12 protein-coding genes are annotated in these 14,413 nt (G+C 50.3%); 8 read left to right on the top strand and 4 right to left on the bottom strand.

Features of this window, described 5'->3' with window-relative positions:
• Positions 1-90 precede the first annotated feature (90 nt).
• A complete protein-coding gene (gene bfr / locus ACJJIN_RS00380) occupies positions 91-582 on the top strand; it encodes a bacterioferritin (protein ID WP_020412720.1) in 492 nt (163 codons plus the stop codon).
• A gap of 110 nt (positions 583-692) precedes the next feature.
• Here bfr and grxD read toward each other — a convergent pair whose 3' ends face one another.
• Complete coding sequence (gene grxD / locus ACJJIN_RS00375; RefSeq protein ID WP_282933784.1) at positions 693-1,025, bottom strand: Grx4 family monothiol glutaredoxin; 333 nt, start codon at positions 1,023-1,025, stop codon at positions 693-695.
• 317 nt (positions 1,026-1,342) lie between these two features.
• On the opposite strand from grxD, the gene ACJJIN_RS00370 reads away from it, so the two are divergent.
• From ACJJIN_RS00370 to ACJJIN_RS00350, 5 genes are all read left to right on the top strand, one after another.
• Positions 1,343-2,527 carry an acetylornithine transaminase gene (locus tag ACJJIN_RS00370; RefSeq protein ID WP_444896447.1) on the top strand — a complete coding sequence of 395 codons (1,185 nt, stop codon included), beginning with the start codon at positions 1,343-1,345 and terminating at the stop codon, positions 2,525-2,527.
• Positions 2,528-2,548: 21 nt separating this feature from the next.
• Positions 2,549-3,463, top strand: coding sequence for an ornithine carbamoyltransferase (argF, locus tag ACJJIN_RS00365; protein ID WP_444896446.1), 915 nt, complete (start codon positions 2,549-2,551; stop codon positions 3,461-3,463).
• Positions 3,464-4,268: 805 nt separating this feature from the next.
• A complete protein-coding gene (locus ACJJIN_RS00360; RefSeq protein ID WP_444896445.1) occupies positions 4,269-7,208 on the top strand; it encodes a ribonucleoside-diphosphate reductase subunit alpha in 2,940 nt (979 codons plus the stop codon).
• 412 nt (positions 7,209-7,620) lie between these two features.
• Entirely contained in the window at positions 7,621-8,862 is a 1,242-nt protein-coding gene (locus ACJJIN_RS00355) for a ribonucleotide-diphosphate reductase subunit beta (RefSeq protein ID WP_444896444.1), read from the top strand.
• A gap of 312 nt (positions 8,863-9,174) precedes the next feature.
• Positions 9,175-9,561 (top strand): DUF2750 domain-containing protein, encoded by a 387-nt coding sequence (locus ACJJIN_RS00350; RefSeq protein WP_444896443.1) that lies wholly within the window; start codon positions 9,175-9,177, stop codon positions 9,559-9,561.
• 151 nt (positions 9,562-9,712) lie between these two features.
• Here ACJJIN_RS00350 and ACJJIN_RS00345 read toward each other — a convergent pair whose 3' ends face one another.
• Together ACJJIN_RS00345 and ACJJIN_RS00340 are read right to left on the bottom strand one after the other, a co-directional pair.
• On the bottom strand, positions 9,713-10,156 hold the full coding sequence (locus tag ACJJIN_RS00345) for a hypothetical protein (protein WP_444896442.1): 444 nt from the start codon (positions 10,154-10,156) through the stop codon (positions 9,713-9,715).
• 93 nt (positions 10,157-10,249) lie between these two features.
• Positions 10,250-10,780: a redoxin domain-containing protein gene (locus ACJJIN_RS00340; RefSeq protein WP_444896441.1), complete on the bottom strand. Its 531-nt coding sequence runs from the start codon at positions 10,778-10,780 to the stop codon at positions 10,250-10,252.
• Between the two features lie 72 nt (positions 10,781-10,852).
• On the opposite strand from ACJJIN_RS00340, the gene ACJJIN_RS00335 reads away from it, so the two are divergent.
• Positions 10,853-11,791 carry an alpha/beta hydrolase gene (locus tag ACJJIN_RS00335; RefSeq protein WP_444896440.1) on the top strand — a complete coding sequence of 313 codons (939 nt, stop codon included), beginning with the start codon at positions 10,853-10,855 and terminating at the stop codon, positions 11,789-11,791.
• 87 nt (positions 11,792-11,878) lie between these two features.
• On the opposite strand, the gene ACJJIN_RS00330 is transcribed toward ACJJIN_RS00335, so the two are convergent.
• A complete protein-coding gene (locus ACJJIN_RS00330; RefSeq protein ID WP_413662963.1) occupies positions 11,879-13,096 on the bottom strand; it encodes a hypothetical protein in 1,218 nt (405 codons plus the stop codon).
• Between the two features lie 639 nt (positions 13,097-13,735).
• Here ACJJIN_RS00330 and ACJJIN_RS00325 point away from each other — a divergent pair.
• Positions 13,736-14,344, top strand: a complete 609-nt coding sequence (locus ACJJIN_RS00325) for a class I SAM-dependent methyltransferase (RefSeq protein WP_444896439.1) — start codon at positions 13,736-13,738, stop codon at positions 14,342-14,344.
• Positions 14,345-14,413 lie beyond the last annotated feature (69 nt).

Raw genomic sequence — 14,413 nt, 5'->3', positions numbered from 1 at the left:
AACTAAAAATATCAACTAATCTCTAGCGACTAACAAATAGGAACTCTCTGCAAACCTTATTGAGTTGGCAGGGCTTCAGGAGCACAGGCTATGAAAGGCGACCCCAAGGTAATTGAGCATTTAAATAAAGTACTGGGTAATGAACTGGTAGCTATTAACCAGTATTTCCTACACGCCCGCATGTACGACAATTGGGGTTTAAAAGAGCTGGGCAAACAGGAATATCACGAATCCATTGATGAAATGAAGCACGCCGATTGGCTGATCGAGCGCATTCTTTTCCTCGAAGGTATTCCCAACCTGCAGCACCTGGGCAAACTTCTGATCGGCGAAAATACCGAAGAGATGCTCAAGTGCGACCTGAAAATTGAATCCAAGGCCATTCCCGACTTGCGTGAAGCCATCGCCTATTGCGAGTCCGTTCGGGATTACGGCAGTCGTGAATTGCTGGAGAAAATCCTCGAGTCTGAGGAAGAGCATGTAGATTGGCTGGAAACCCAGCTGGAGCTGATCGACAAAGTTGGCATTCAAAACTACCTGCAAACTCAAATGGAAACTGCAGCCGGCCACTCTGGCAAGTAGTTTAAGTCCTCTCACAGGCATAAAAAAACCGCAGCTTCCGCTGCGGTTTTTTTGTTTCTACAGTATGCCTACCATCTATAGCAGCAGACATATTGGAGCAAAAGCGGAAATTAATCCTCGCCTTCGCTCTCCGCTGATGCCTCATCAATCAAGGTTTTCAGCTCACCGTTCTCATGCATTTCCATAATGATGTCACAGCCACCGATCAGCTCGCCCTTAACCCACAGCTGGGGGAAGGTCGGCCAGTTCGCATACTTAGGCAGCTCAGCGCGGATGTCCGGGTTAGCCAGAATATCAACGTAGGCAAAGCGCTTACCGCAAGCCATCATCGCCTGGGAGGCCCGCATGGAAAAGCCGCACTGGGGGGCATTAGGGCTACCTTTCATATAAAGCAGAATGGTGTTATCAGCGATCTGCTGCTTGATGTTCTCCAGTGTATCCATAAGCGTGAAAAACCTCAGGTGGTCGAAGCAAAAAGTAAGTGTACAGGCACCATACCATCATCTGGTATAGCGCGCCGGCATCCATTGTACCCCAGTGGGGCCGGCAATAAGTACACCATCCCCTCGATGAAAGCAAAAACCGCAGATCTGCAACACCGGATACCATGTTGAAAATTCAGCCAGCCAGATAGCACACAGCTTATAAAGGCTGTGTTACCATTGCCCCAATCAATATAAAGTGCAGCTTAGAAAGCTTAAACAGAATTTTCTGCGGAAAATAGATAGTCCAAATAGTCAATATTTAAGGAGATGCCCCGGTGGCCACCCCGACACTCATGCAAAACTATGGCGATCGAACCCTCACACTGGTGCGGGGTGAAGGCAATTATGTATGGGATGATCAGGGCCGACGATACCTGGATGCAATCTCTGGAATCGCCGTCTGCGGCCTTGGCCACTGCCACCCCAAAGTAACCCTGGCCCTGCACGAGCAGATTCGGACCTTGTTACACGTATCCAATCTCTACAATATCCCTGCGCAGGAGAAACTGGCAGACAAGCTGGTACAGCTATCCGGTATGGACAATGTGTTTTTCTCCAACTCTGGAGCTGAGGCCAATGAAGCAGCGATTAAATTAGCGCGGCGGCTAGGCAATAGCCGCAACATTGAAACCCCTCAAATCCTGGTAATGGAAAGCGCTTTCCACGGCCGCACCCTGGCTACCCTGACAGCAACCGGCAATGAAAAAATCCAAGAGGGCTTCGGCCCTCTGCCCGAGGGTTTTTTACGTGTGCCGTTTAACGATACCGCAGCCATCGAAAAGCTCGCAGGTGAGCGCAACGATATTGTCGCAGTGCTGGTTGAGCCGGTTCAGGGAGAGGGCGGTGTACGCGTGCCCACTTCCAACTACCTGGGGCAATTGCGCGAAATCTGCGATCAACATAACTGGCTCCTGATGCTGGATGAAGTGCAAACCGGAAACGGCCGCAGCGGCAAAATGTTTGCCTACCAGCATGCGGACATATTGCCCGACGTGGTGACCACTGCCAAAGGACTGGGTAACGGTGTCCCCATCGGAGCCTGCCTGGCCAGGGGAGTTGCCGCACAATTATTTTCTGCGGGCACCCACGGCTCCACTTTTGGAGGCAACCCTCTAGCCTGCAGTGCCGCACTGGCAGTGATCGATACGCTGGAAAGTGAATGGCTGTTAGAGCGCGCCGAGGCATTGGGGCAACGCCTGCAGCACCAACTCAAACAGCAGTTATCCGATTGCGACCAGGTCAAAGAGGTGCGGGGCTTGGGGCTGATGATCGGAATAGAATTGCAGCAGCCCTGTGCCAAACTGGTGGACATAGCCCGCGAGCGCGGATTGCTGATAAATGTTACCGCCGGCAATGTAGTGCGCCTGCTCCCCCCACTCACACTCAGCGACGACGAGTGCCATCAATTGGCAAACGATGTCAGCTCACTGATTCACCAGTTTGCACTGCAAGCGGTCTGATGCAAAAAAGGAGAACAGCTTATGGCGATCAGACATTTTCTCACCCTGACAGACTTGTCTTCGGAAGAGCTCAAGCAAATTATTGAGCGCGCGATCGAACTCAAAACACTGCGCACTCAAGGAATAAATACTGACCTTTTTCGCAGCAAAGTGCTGGGGATGATTTTTGAAAAATCCTCTACTCGTACCCGCGTTTCATTTGAGGCCGGTATGGCACAGATGGGAGGCAGCGCCCTCTTCCTATCTCCCCGCGATACTCAGTTAGGCCGCGGGGAGCCCGTTGAAGACAGCGCCCGAGTAATTTCCAGCATGGTGGATATGGTGATGATTCGCACCTTTGGCCACCAGGTACTGGAGCGCTTCTCAGAATATTCAAAGGTACCGGTGATTAATGCCCTCTCCGATAGCTACCACCCCTGCCAGCTACTCGCAGATATCCAAACCTTTGTGGAGCACCGCGGCAGCCCTGAGGGCAAGGTGGTCGCCTGGGTCGGCGATGGCAACAATATGTGCCACTCCTATATCAATGCTGCCCGCCTGTGCAATTTTGAACTGCGCATAGCTTGCCCTCCCGGCTACGAGCCCAACGCCAATATCCTCGCTTCGGCAAGTGATTGGGTCACCGTAGTACACGATCCAGTGGAGGCTGTTAAAGGGGCCGATTGGGTGGCCACCGATGTATGGGCTTCCATGGGACAGGAAACTGAACAACAGATCCGCCTGAAAGCCTTCGAGAACTTCCTGGTGGACCATGAGCTGATGAGCCACGCCAATAGCGATGCCATCTTTATGCACTGCTTGCCCGCCCACCGTGGAGAGGAGGTGAGTGCCGAACTTTTAGAGGATGGCAACATCTCGGTGGTATGGGATGAGGCTGAAAACCGCCTTCACGCGCAAAAAGCCCTGATGGAATTCCTCCAAGACCACAGTCGCTAACCCCTGAAAGGGTACAGCCACTCCTGCGGTTGTACCCTGCTACCTGTACCCACTCTCCCGCGCCTTTCCCCTACAATGTATAAAAGATGCGATTGGCGACAAAAAATCCAAGAGATCGCTAAATTTAGCAATCGGCGCCAACGACTAATTTACAGCCAGCCAAGATGTCAGAATTAAATAAGCGTCAGTAAATTGAGCAATTGAGTACCACTTTGCTCAAAGAGCAGCCATTTGCAAATGGTTATTGCCGTTGTTAATTTACAGCGCTCTAGCTATTAAAAAAAATTGTAAGACACTGTACCCAGCGTTCTTTCCCGGCACCCACTCCTTTGCAGCCCAGGGCTGGCGGGCTCTGCCGCGAAAGTGGCTACTGACTCAGCACCTCTACCCACAATTTATCCACAAACAACTACATAGTTATTCGCCTTGAACTGACCCGCCTACCGCATTATCTTGTAGCGCACTCGAGGCCGACCCCCTATATATTGGGGTAGAGGCTCAAGAGCACCCCCATTATGTGGGGCAAATTCCGGCGCACCACCACACTTTTTGGCGGTGGGCGTCAGGCGCTGCTTTTTTCAAAGCAGAATCAGAGGTAAGCGGGCGGAATGGAATTTCCGCCACAGGCAGCAGCTGGCAAACCTTTTCAGATAGCCGGTGACAAGCCGCCTGTTTCCAGTGTCCACAGCTGTGGATAAACACTGGCAAAGCGAAGGACACGCTCCGCCATGCCACACAGTCATGTGGCCGCCGTTCTTTTGAACGCACGCGGACAGACAACAGAACAAACCTTTCGGAGATTTACATGCACACAGAGACAGGGCGCTCTCAAGCCGTGCCTGCGGAAAAATCAGGCACCTCCAGCGACCAGGCGACTGGCGGCACGACTCTGGCCGCTACTGCACCGGGCCAGATCCGCGTAATCAAGCGCAATGGCACCGTTGTACCCTACGACGACAGCAAAATTGCCGTCGCCGTCACTAAAGCCTTCCTCGCTGTTGAAGGCGGCACCGCCGCTGCTTCCAGCCGTGTCCACGAGCAAGTTGAAGAACTGGTCAGCCAGATCAGTGCCACTTTCAAACGCCGCATGCCCTCTGGCGGCACTATCCACATTGAAGAGATCCAGGACCAGGTAGAACTGGCCCTGATGCGCGCCGGTGAACAAAAGGTTGCCCGCGACTACGTACTCTACCGCGAAGAACACGCCCGCCTGCGCGCAGAGAAAGAAAAAACTGCTCAAATTGCCGAGCAAGCCGTCGATGCCCACCCCAGCATCCGTGTAAAGCAGGACGATGACAGCCTTGCACCCCTGGATATGGAACGCCTGCGCACCGTTGTCAAAGAAGCCTGTGAAGGCCTCAAAGATGTCGACAGTGCGGCAATTCTTAACGAAGCCCTGAAAAACCTGTACGACGGTGTTTCCGAAAACGATATCAACACCGCGCTGGTAATCACTGCGCGCACCTTGGTTGAGCAGGAGCCCAATTACACCTTCGCTACCGCCAGCCTGCTGCTGGACAAGCTGCGCTCCGAAGCTCTGCGCTTCCTCGGTGTTGCCGAGCGCGCCACCCAGCACGAGATGGAAAAGCTGTACGCCTCTACCCTGCCCACTTACGTGAAAAAGGGTATCGAGCTGGACCTGCTGGACCCTGCGCTGGCCACCTTCGACCTGGAAAAACTCGGCGAAGCTCTAAAAGGCGAGCGCGATCACCAGTTCACTTATCTGGGCCTGCAGACTCTGTACGACCGCTACTTCCTGCACAGCGACGATATTCGTTTCGAGCTGCCGCAGATCTTCTTTATGCGCGTCGCCATGGGCCTCAGCATTAATGAAGAGAACAAAAACGATCGCGCGGTAGAGTTCTACAACCTGTTGAGCTCTTTCGACTACATGAGTTCCACCCCGACCCTGTTCAACGCCGGCACCCTGCGCCCGCAGCTGTCCTCCTGCTACCTGACCACGGTACCGGACGACCTGCACGGCATTTACGGCGCGATCCGCGATAACGCCATGCTGTCCAAGTGGGCAGGCGGTCTCGGCAATGACTGGACGCCGGTGCGCTCCCTGGGTTCCTATATCAAAGGCACCAACGGCAAGTCCCAAGGTGTTGTGCCCTTCCTGAAAGTGGCCAATGACACCGCAGTAGCCGTCAACCAGGGCGGTAAGCGCAAAGGCGCTGTCTGTGCCTACCTGGAAACCTGGCACCTGGATATCGAGGAATTCCTCGAGCTGCGCAAAAACACTGGTGACGACCGCCGCCGCACCCACGATATGAACACCGCTAACTGGGTCCCCGACCTGTTTATGAAGCGCGTGTTCGAAGACAAAGAGTGGACCCTGTTCTCCCCGGCCGATTGCCCGGACCTGCACGACCTGTTCGGCACCGCCTTCGAAGAGCGCTACAACCACTACGAGCAACTGGCTGCCGAAGGCAAGCTGCGTCTGTTCAAGAAGATCCGCGCACTAGATCTTTGGCGCAAGATGCTGGGCATGCTGTTCGAAACCGGCCACCCCTGGATCACCTTTAAAGACAGCTGCAACCTGCGCAGCCCGCAGCAACACGCCGGTGTGGTTCACAGCTCCAACCTGTGCACCGAGATCACTCTCAACACCAAGGCCGACGACGAAATCGCCGTGTGTAACCTGGGCTCCGTCAACCTGGCTCAACACATTGGTGAGAACGGTGAACTCGACCGCACCAAGCTGGCCAATACCGTAAAAACTGCGGTGCGTATGCTCGATAACGTTATCGACATCAACTACTACGCAGTTGAAAGTGCGCGTCAGTCCAACATGCGTCATCGCCCTGTGGGCATGGGCCTGATGGGCTTCCAGGATGCGCTGTACAAAGCCGGCATCGCCTACGCCAGCGACGAAGCCGTCGCCTTTGCCGACAACACCATGGAAGCGATCAGCTTCGAAGCCATCTCCGCTTCCAGCGACCTGGCTGCCGAGCGCGGCAAGTACCAGACCTACGAAGGCTCCCTGTGGAGCAAAGGTGTTCTGCCGCTGGATTCCATCCAGATCCTGGCTGAGCAGCGCGGCCTGCAGTTTATCGAACAGGACACCAGCTCCACTCTGGACTGGGATGGCCTGCGCGAGAAAGTAAAAGCCCATGGTATGCGCAACTCCAACGTGATGGCGATCGCTCCTACTGCGACCATTGCCAATATCACCGGAGTTTCCCAGTCGATCGAACCGACCTACCAAAACCTGTATGTGAAATCGAACCTGTCCGGCGAATTCACCGTAGTAAACCCCTACCTGGTACACGATCTGAAAGATCGCGGCCTGTGGGATCAGGTCATGGTTAACGACCTGAAATACTATGAAGGTTCTGTACAGAAAATCGATCGCGTACCGGAAGACCTGAAAGCAAAATACCGCACCGCGTTTGAAGTGGAGCCGCGCTGGATCGTGGACGCTGCCAGCCGTCGCCAGAAGTGGATCGACCAGGCCCAGTCCCTGAACCTGTACATCGCCGGCGCCGACGGCAAGAAGCTGGACCTGACCTATCGCATGGCTTGGTTCCGCGGCCTAAAAACCACTTACTACCTGCGCGCACTGGCTGCCACTACCACAGAGAAATCTACGGTAAATAGCGGCACCCTGAACGCGGTAAGTGCACACGGCGGTAGCAACGGAATGGCTGCGGCAGCACCTGCCGAGCAAGCTGCACCCGCACCGGCCGCAGTGCCTCAGGCCTGCTCACTGGATGACCCGGATTGCGAGGCCTGCCAGTAAAATTTAAGCCCCTTTTTATAGGGGCTGCACTGACTCTCGGGGGAGAGCGTCGTAACCGCAAGTGCGGGCATGACCATGCGCAGCGACCCCGGTCCACCCATTATTTTAATAGTGGGTAATACCATAGGGACCGGGGATCGGCTGCGGCTTATTTTCCCGAGAAAACCCAGTGCAATTGCCAGCGAAAATTCAGTGCAAATAAATGCACAAAAAGCGCAGCAAAAATTGATCTGGCACAGGATTTTCTGTGCCCAGGCGCGTTAAAAATACAAGCCTGTAAAGAATTATTACCGATAAAAAAATACATCGGTATGCCATCCCTGGTTACGCTCAATCTGCGAGTAATACCCCAGGAAGATTTAAGAATTTTTTATCGAATTTTCGATAGTGAGACCGATCAGAAGGGCCAACTATGCTGAGCTGGGACGACATCGACACCAAGCCCCAACAACCTGAAAAAGCACCCGAACCGCAACCGGCGCCGGAGGCCCAGGCCAAACCCGTGCAGGAATCCACTTCCTACACCGCCGCTCCGGCGTCGCCTGCGGCCCAAAGCGGTTCCACTGCCGTTGAAGCCGCCCGTGCAGCAGTTGCCGATATGGACCCGGCTCCCGGCCTGGAAGAACTGGAAATGGGTGCGGCCCGTATCCAGGTAGATGAAAAACGCATTATTAATTGCCGCGCTGACCTCAACCAGTTGGTTCCCTTTAAATACGACTGGGCCTGGCAAAAATACCTGGACGGCTGCGCAAACCACTGGATGCCCCAGGAAATCAACATGAACAAAGACGTGTCCATGTGGAAAGACCCCAACGGTCTGACCGAGGACGAGCGTCGCATCGTGGAATACTCCCTGGGCTATTTCTCCACCGCAGACTCCCTGGTTGCTAACAACCTGGTATTGGCGATCTACCGCCATATCACCAACCCCGAGTGCCGCCAGTACCTGCTGCGTCAGTCTTTTGAAGAAGCCATTCACACCCACGCCTACCAGTACTGTGTAGAGTCCCTGGGTATGGACGAAGGCGAAGTCTTCAATATGTACCGCGAAGTGCCTGCGGTTGCCAAAAAAGCGGCCTGGAGCCTGTCCCACACCCAGGCCATCGGTGATCCCAACTTCAAAACCGGCACCGTTGAATCCGACCAGGAGCTGCTGCGCAACCTGATCGCCTTCTACGCTGTCACTGAAGGTATCTTCTTCTACTGTGGCTTCAGCCAGATCCTGTCCATGGGTCGCCGCAACAAAATGACCGGTGTTGCCGAGCAGTTCCAGTACATCCTGCGCGACGAGTCTATGCACCTGAACTTCGGCATCGACGTCATCAACCAGATTAAGCTGGAAAACCCACACCTGTGGACAGCGGAATTCCAGCAGGAAGTGACCCAGATGATTCTCGAGGGTATGGAGCTTGAAGTAGCCTATGCCCGCGACACTATGCCCCGCGGCGTACTCGGCATGAATGCGAATATGATGGAGGAGTACCTCCAGTTTATCGCCAACCGCCGCCTTAGCCAGCTAGGCCTGAAAGAGCAGTTCCCTGGCGCTCAGAACCCATTCCCGTGGATGTCTGAAATTATGGATCTGCGCAAAGAGAAAAACTTCTTTGAAACCCGCGTTATCGAATACCAAACCGGCGGCGCACTGCAGTGGTAAGCGCTTCCTGGTTAGCGAATTACTAAAAAGGAGAAAGTAGTCGCTCACAGGAAGAGAAGTATTGAAAACGGGCTTAATGCCCGTTTTTTTTATTTTGAGCATTCCAGTTTCCTCTTCACTCTAACCATAGACTTAAGTTCTATAGAAACTCTTTCTCTCCCCCTGCCGCTGACCATCTCGGCAAAGCATTTGGATAGCAGCTTGTATTCGCGCATAATGCCCCGCATTAATTGGTATAACAGCTATGCCTCTAGATGAGCAGGCCTTCAGTTATCCCTACTCGCCTATTACCTAGCTACAATGAATTGATATATGAGCACCCCAGATTTAAGTGAAATAACTAATCTCAGCTGTGAAGATCGCTACGAGTATTTTCTGAGCATAGCCGGAGAAGAGCGGGAGATCTGGATACTGATCGATAGCCAAAATTGCTTTCTTAAAATACACACCGATGAAGATGGTGGCTTTGAATATCTGCCAGTATGGCCAAGCGCTGAATTTTCCCAAGCCTATGCTGAAAATGAAGCAGACCTCACGCCTAAAAGTATTCCCTTACCACAGTTTTTAAAGAAGTGGCTTTCTGGCTTAAGAAATGACGGCATTGAAATTGGTGTGTTTCCTGCGCCGGACAAAAGTGTATGGATTACTAACTCAGAGGAGTTAGAGACCGATCTACGGGAAGAGCTGAACAACTTCTAATAGGCTACTCACGTTGAAGCTACCGCTTCAAAAATCCGACAGAAAAAGTTCAGCTCTATTGAATAAAAATAAGATAACAGGGTAAACACCTGTTATCTTACTTGGGTAATGTACAATTACAGATTCGCCGCCTGATATTTATATATACCATTCACTTGAGGCGTTGCAATGAAAACCAGGAATAAAATAAGTTTCGACGCCACCAAAAACTATAAGGAAGAGAAAGATATAAAGCCGGCCTTGCCCGCTTATAGCAGCGCAGTCGCCAGTGCAAAGCATTCGGAAAAGAAAAGCAAATAGTATCCGGTTGGATAACTTTCACGTCATCTAAATCTCCCCATAAGTCGATATCCGAACTCAAAGCAAAATCCAAAACTCTTCCTCTAGAGAGTAGGTAGATATTAACTCCCTGATCCAGAGACCACCAATCATGTAGGATAACTAACACTTTATCGAGAAATTGATATTGAGCAACAATCTCTCTGCCATAAACGGGTATAGCTCTTTGGTTGGGGCCATCAATTAATACGACTTTACTATTATCAATTGGATTAAGCTTGAAGTGATTCACCTCAGAGAGAAAAGCGTTCGTCACTACCCTACCCCCTTAAATTCCAGACCTCTAACTTTACTACAAACTTTTAATCCAAAATATAGCTCCCTGAATTAGCAGGGTATTAAAAAAATATTAATATGTTCCTCTAATTGGGTAATGGTTATCAGGATTTCGGATAAACTCGATACCCACCAATAGCGTTTGCAAGTCAGGCCTCGCAAAAGGTGCATTGGAAATGTCGACTATTTGCAGCCTTCCAGATTCGTTGATGACAAAAACACCCGGTTCAGCAAAGGGCCTATCTGTTTCTTCAGGGGAGCGGGGTTTTGAAATATAGAGCCCAAGCTGCTGCATTTGGGGTATTGATAAACCGTAACCGACAGTAAATCCCGGCTGAATTGCTTCCATATGCAGAGAAGCTTTTTCCTCCGTATCGGCAGAGACAACAGCCACGTCAATACCCTCCGCATGATAGCGGGGTAGTAGTACACTCAAGACACGCAAATACTTGGTACATAGTGGGCAGTGCTTACCTCGGTAAACGACTACCATTTGCCAAGGGAAACTACCTTCAAGCTTCCCCAGTACCAACTCACCTCCACCAAGTCGCTTTACTTCTATTGCAGGAAAATCGATACCAGCAGCAAGCTTTATATTGCTCATTAGCACCCCACTTGAGAATATAAGAAGAGACTTAGTCAACCAATGAATCCCACCGTTAGTATAGGAGACTCGATGAAAAAGCCCCTTATTCGTTTTCTATCAACGCTATTAGCAGCCGGACTGCTAAGTGGCTGCCCTGCTAACCACCAAAGTAACTCTTCTCCTGAAAGTCATTCCCAGCCTCTTGAGTTCTTACCTGCCCTGAAAGGGGACTACTTTAAGCTGGATTCAGCGATTATTGGGCGCCCCTACCATATCTATACTCGCCTGCCTGAGGGCTATAATCCAAACGAGGATACAACCTACCCGGTCATTTATCTCCTCGATGGGGATTCACTGTTCCCAATTTTGGCTACTAATCACCTGTTTATGCATTACGATGATTACGCCCCCGAGGCGATTATCGTAGGTATTGCTTACGGCTCATTTAAACCCGAGCTCAATCATCGCAGTTTTGACTTTTCACTACCCGGTGACAGTGACACTGACACTGACACTGACACTGACACACTTAAGTATGGCGGTGCACCGCAGTTTCTCAACTTTCTAGAGCAGGAGCTCTTGCCAGCAGTTGAAAGCCGCTACGCGGTAAACCCTCGACAACGGGTTCTCTTCGGCCAAAGTCGAGGGGGATATTTTGTGCTGTACACTGCCTTTACTAAGCCCGACTTATTTCGAGGCTCGATAGCTAGTAACGCCACCTTTCTTCCACAACAGGAGTTTTTCCATAGGGAACCTGTACAAGCAACAAGAGAAGATCTGACTCTGGCAGTAACCAGTGGCTCCAAAGACATGCCAAACCTACGCAATGATGCACTCTCCTGGCATAAGCACTGGAAAGAACGAGAGAACACTCCCTGGCGCATTGCATTTACAACGATTCCAGGCGGTACCCATGCGGCAAATAGTACTGACAGTTACCGTTTCGGAATCCATGAGATTTTTGCGGAAGAGATCGAAATATCTCGTATGAAGGCAGAGAACAATTTGCAAGAGGTAGAGGATCACTAGAGCTAAAAATTAATAGAAGTAAATATATGATTCCCGCAAACTAAAAAGCCCGCTTTTAAGCGGGCCTTTTTTAAAACGATGAGTTAATTACTCTGTACAGGCAGCAATACGACCAGCCGTATTTTTACCGGCACCACAGTTCAGGCCATCGGGGATACCGGTGTAGTCTGGGGCCATAATACCGCCGTTACGCTGAGCGTCATGATCGGTATAAATGCTCGCCAGGTTATAGGAACGCGCTGTCCCCTTATTGTCATTATCGCAGGAGAAGATAGCGCTTCCGTAAGCAATACCCAAGAAGGTCTTGTATTCCTTCAGATTTGACCACAAGTTGCGCTTAGCAGAACCAGAGCAGTTCATCTGGGAAGCCAGATTGATATAACCATCGTCCTCACCGCCCAACAGCAAAGAGCTAGCACTCTCAATACCTGGGAAACCGGCGTAGCCTCCAATGGTATAAACCGGTGCAGCCAGGTTAGTGCCGACATAGTTGCGTACAGCATAGACATCATTGGTTTGCAGGTAACGTACTGCTGCGCACTCACGACCGATAAACCAATCGTTGATCAAATCTTCGATCCAGCTACCGTTACACAGTCGATCAACCCCTTCAGTACCGGTGATTGCACCACCAGTAGTAAAGATTGCCGCGATACCGCTAATGGCAGTATCAAAGTCCACTTCAACTGCGTAGCTATCATTCAGGCCTGCGACATTAACGGTTTCGGTTTTCTTCTTACAGCTTTTCCAGAACCAGGAGCCAGTACAAACCTTCGAGGTTTCGGTCACAGTATTGGAATCCAGCTGGTTGTAAGCACGGTTATAGTAAGGGGACCCCGGTACGGCATTGCCCGCAAGGTACATCATCTGGGTGGCGCCCTGACTGTGGGCGATCACGTAGAAAGTGTCATCGGCAGCACACTGGTTTTCATGCTCATAATCATCGCCTTCGCCATTGCGAATAGCGATTATCTGCCGAGCGATTTCACCCGCGGTGCCGTCATGCCAGTAGGGCATCTCGCCCTCATCGGTGGAGTTGTAACCAACCACACCGTAATTGCCGCCATTTACACGCAACTGTTCAATAAAGTCACTACCCGCGTATTCATCGAAGTAAGCCTCACTCCAATAATCTAAAGCCGGCTGCTCAAGATTACCCTGGGAGTTAGTACGCTGCTTGATATGGCCCTCAGTACCATGGCCATGAACCAGGATGTAGCAGTTATCCGCACTTGCAGAGGCTGATCCCAAAAGCCCCGCTAATAGTAAAGAGAAGCTCGCACCCAATCGTTGATAAAGTGTCATTGTGATGTCCTTTTATTTTTGCTCGGGCTTGGTCCCAATTTATTAAATTGTCTTTTTATGTTGCCGAGACTGTTTTATGGCTTGCGAAAGGTATCCGGTTAATAAGTGCCAAGAATATGACTAATAGCGCCAAATAGAATCTTAGGGCGACAAGCAATATGACTTCTCAGTCATAAAGAAATGGAGGTTTAGATGAATGTGACATAGTTTGCAAAAACTAAGAACCGCGACTTCGCTCTAGGTCACAGTATTGATGAAGCTAAAGGTGAGTGAGCACTTCCAAAAAACTTTTGGAGCAAGCTATCTTTTCGAAGAAATAACTTACGTAAAGAAAAGGTTGAAATCGTTTAAATTTTGATCAACCCCTATCGTAGCACACAAGTATCGTAGCCACTTTTCTATCGATATACCTATGACACGTTATGCACCCTTTCCATAAAAAATTGTGGCACTAAATTAAAACATGCAGCAAGAATTACAAGGTATAAATATATGAGCACCTCTACGGAGATAATTTTTAGAGTCTAACGACTCGGGAAATATACTACATATACTTAAAATCAAAAGGTAATCATCTAGTAGTAGGTTATCCACCGATCGAATGCATACTCATTGAACCTCTACGATAGGAAGGGAAAAATGATAGAGCCAAAAAGGTTTTGGGATAAAACTGCAGCGCGCTATGCCAAAAGCCCTATAAAAGATTTAAAAAGTTACAAGAGAAAACTGGCTATAACACAAGAATATTTGCAGGCAGACTGGTCTGTATTGGAATTCGGATGCGGTACCGGTAGCACCGCCATTCATCACTCATCCTATGTAAACAGTATAACTGCCACTGATATTTCCGAGAAGATGCTGGATATTGCCAAGCAAAAAGTAAAAAGTGCCGCTATTAAAAATATAAGTTTTCAACAAGGCACCTTAGGTTCACTAAAATTCGAACCAGATAGTTTTAACGCCATCTTAGGGTTAAATATATTGCACCTTATCGAGGATATAGATGGTGCTATCGCGCGAGTTTACAATTTATTAAAACCCGGGGGCATATTTGTATCAAGCACTGTATTAATTAAGAAAAGCAATTGGCGATTCTTGATCCCAGTGATGCAACGCATAAACCTGGCCCCTTATGTCCACAAAATTGACAGGCAGGAGCTTTTAGACAAGCTTACACGAGTTGGTTTTTTTATTGATCAGGAGTGGCAGCCTAGTAAAGAATCAATTTTTTTGATAGCAAAAAAGTAAGTTCTTTATTCCCCATATACGTGGCCATATTTCAGAAATCAGGACGAGTTCCAGTAAAAAAGCAGGAGG

This window comes from Microbulbifer maximicatervae (SeqCode) (genome assembly GCF_052467505.1).
Note: the sequence above shows the minus strand (reverse complement) of the source record. Positions and strands in the feature narration are given on the sequence as shown.

Bases quoted from the DNA above. Each gene is read 5' to 3' on its own strand.
- ACJJIN_RS00340 (WP_444896441.1), bottom strand. From the start codon at position 10,780: ATGAGCAATATAAAGCTTGCTGCTGGTATCGATTTTCCTGCAATAGAA.
- grxD (WP_282933784.1), bottom strand. From the start codon at position 1,025: ATGGATACACTGGAGAACATCAAGCAGCAGATCGCTGATAACACCATT.
- ACJJIN_RS00350 (WP_444896443.1), top strand. From the start codon at position 9,175: ATGAGCACCCCAGATTTAAGTGAAATAACTAATCTCAGCTGTGAAGAT.
- argF (WP_444896446.1), top strand. From the start codon at position 2,549: ATGGCGATCAGACATTTTCTCACCCTGACAGACTTGTCTTCGGAAGAG.
- bfr (WP_020412720.1), top strand. From the start codon at position 91: ATGAAAGGCGACCCCAAGGTAATTGAGCATTTAAATAAAGTACTGGGT.
- ACJJIN_RS00355 (WP_444896444.1), top strand. From the start codon at position 7,621: ATGCTGAGCTGGGACGACATCGACACCAAGCCCCAACAACCTGAAAAA.
- ACJJIN_RS00330 (WP_413662963.1), bottom strand. From the start codon at position 13,096: ATGACACTTTATCAACGATTGGGTGCGAGCTTCTCTTTACTATTAGCG.
- ACJJIN_RS00325 (WP_444896439.1), top strand. From the start codon at position 13,736: ATGATAGAGCCAAAAAGGTTTTGGGATAAAACTGCAGCGCGCTATGCC.
- ACJJIN_RS00335 (WP_444896440.1), top strand. From the start codon at position 10,853: ATGAAAAAGCCCCTTATTCGTTTTCTATCAACGCTATTAGCAGCCGGA.
- ACJJIN_RS00360 (WP_444896445.1), top strand. From the start codon at position 4,269: ATGCACACAGAGACAGGGCGCTCTCAAGCCGTGCCTGCGGAAAAATCA.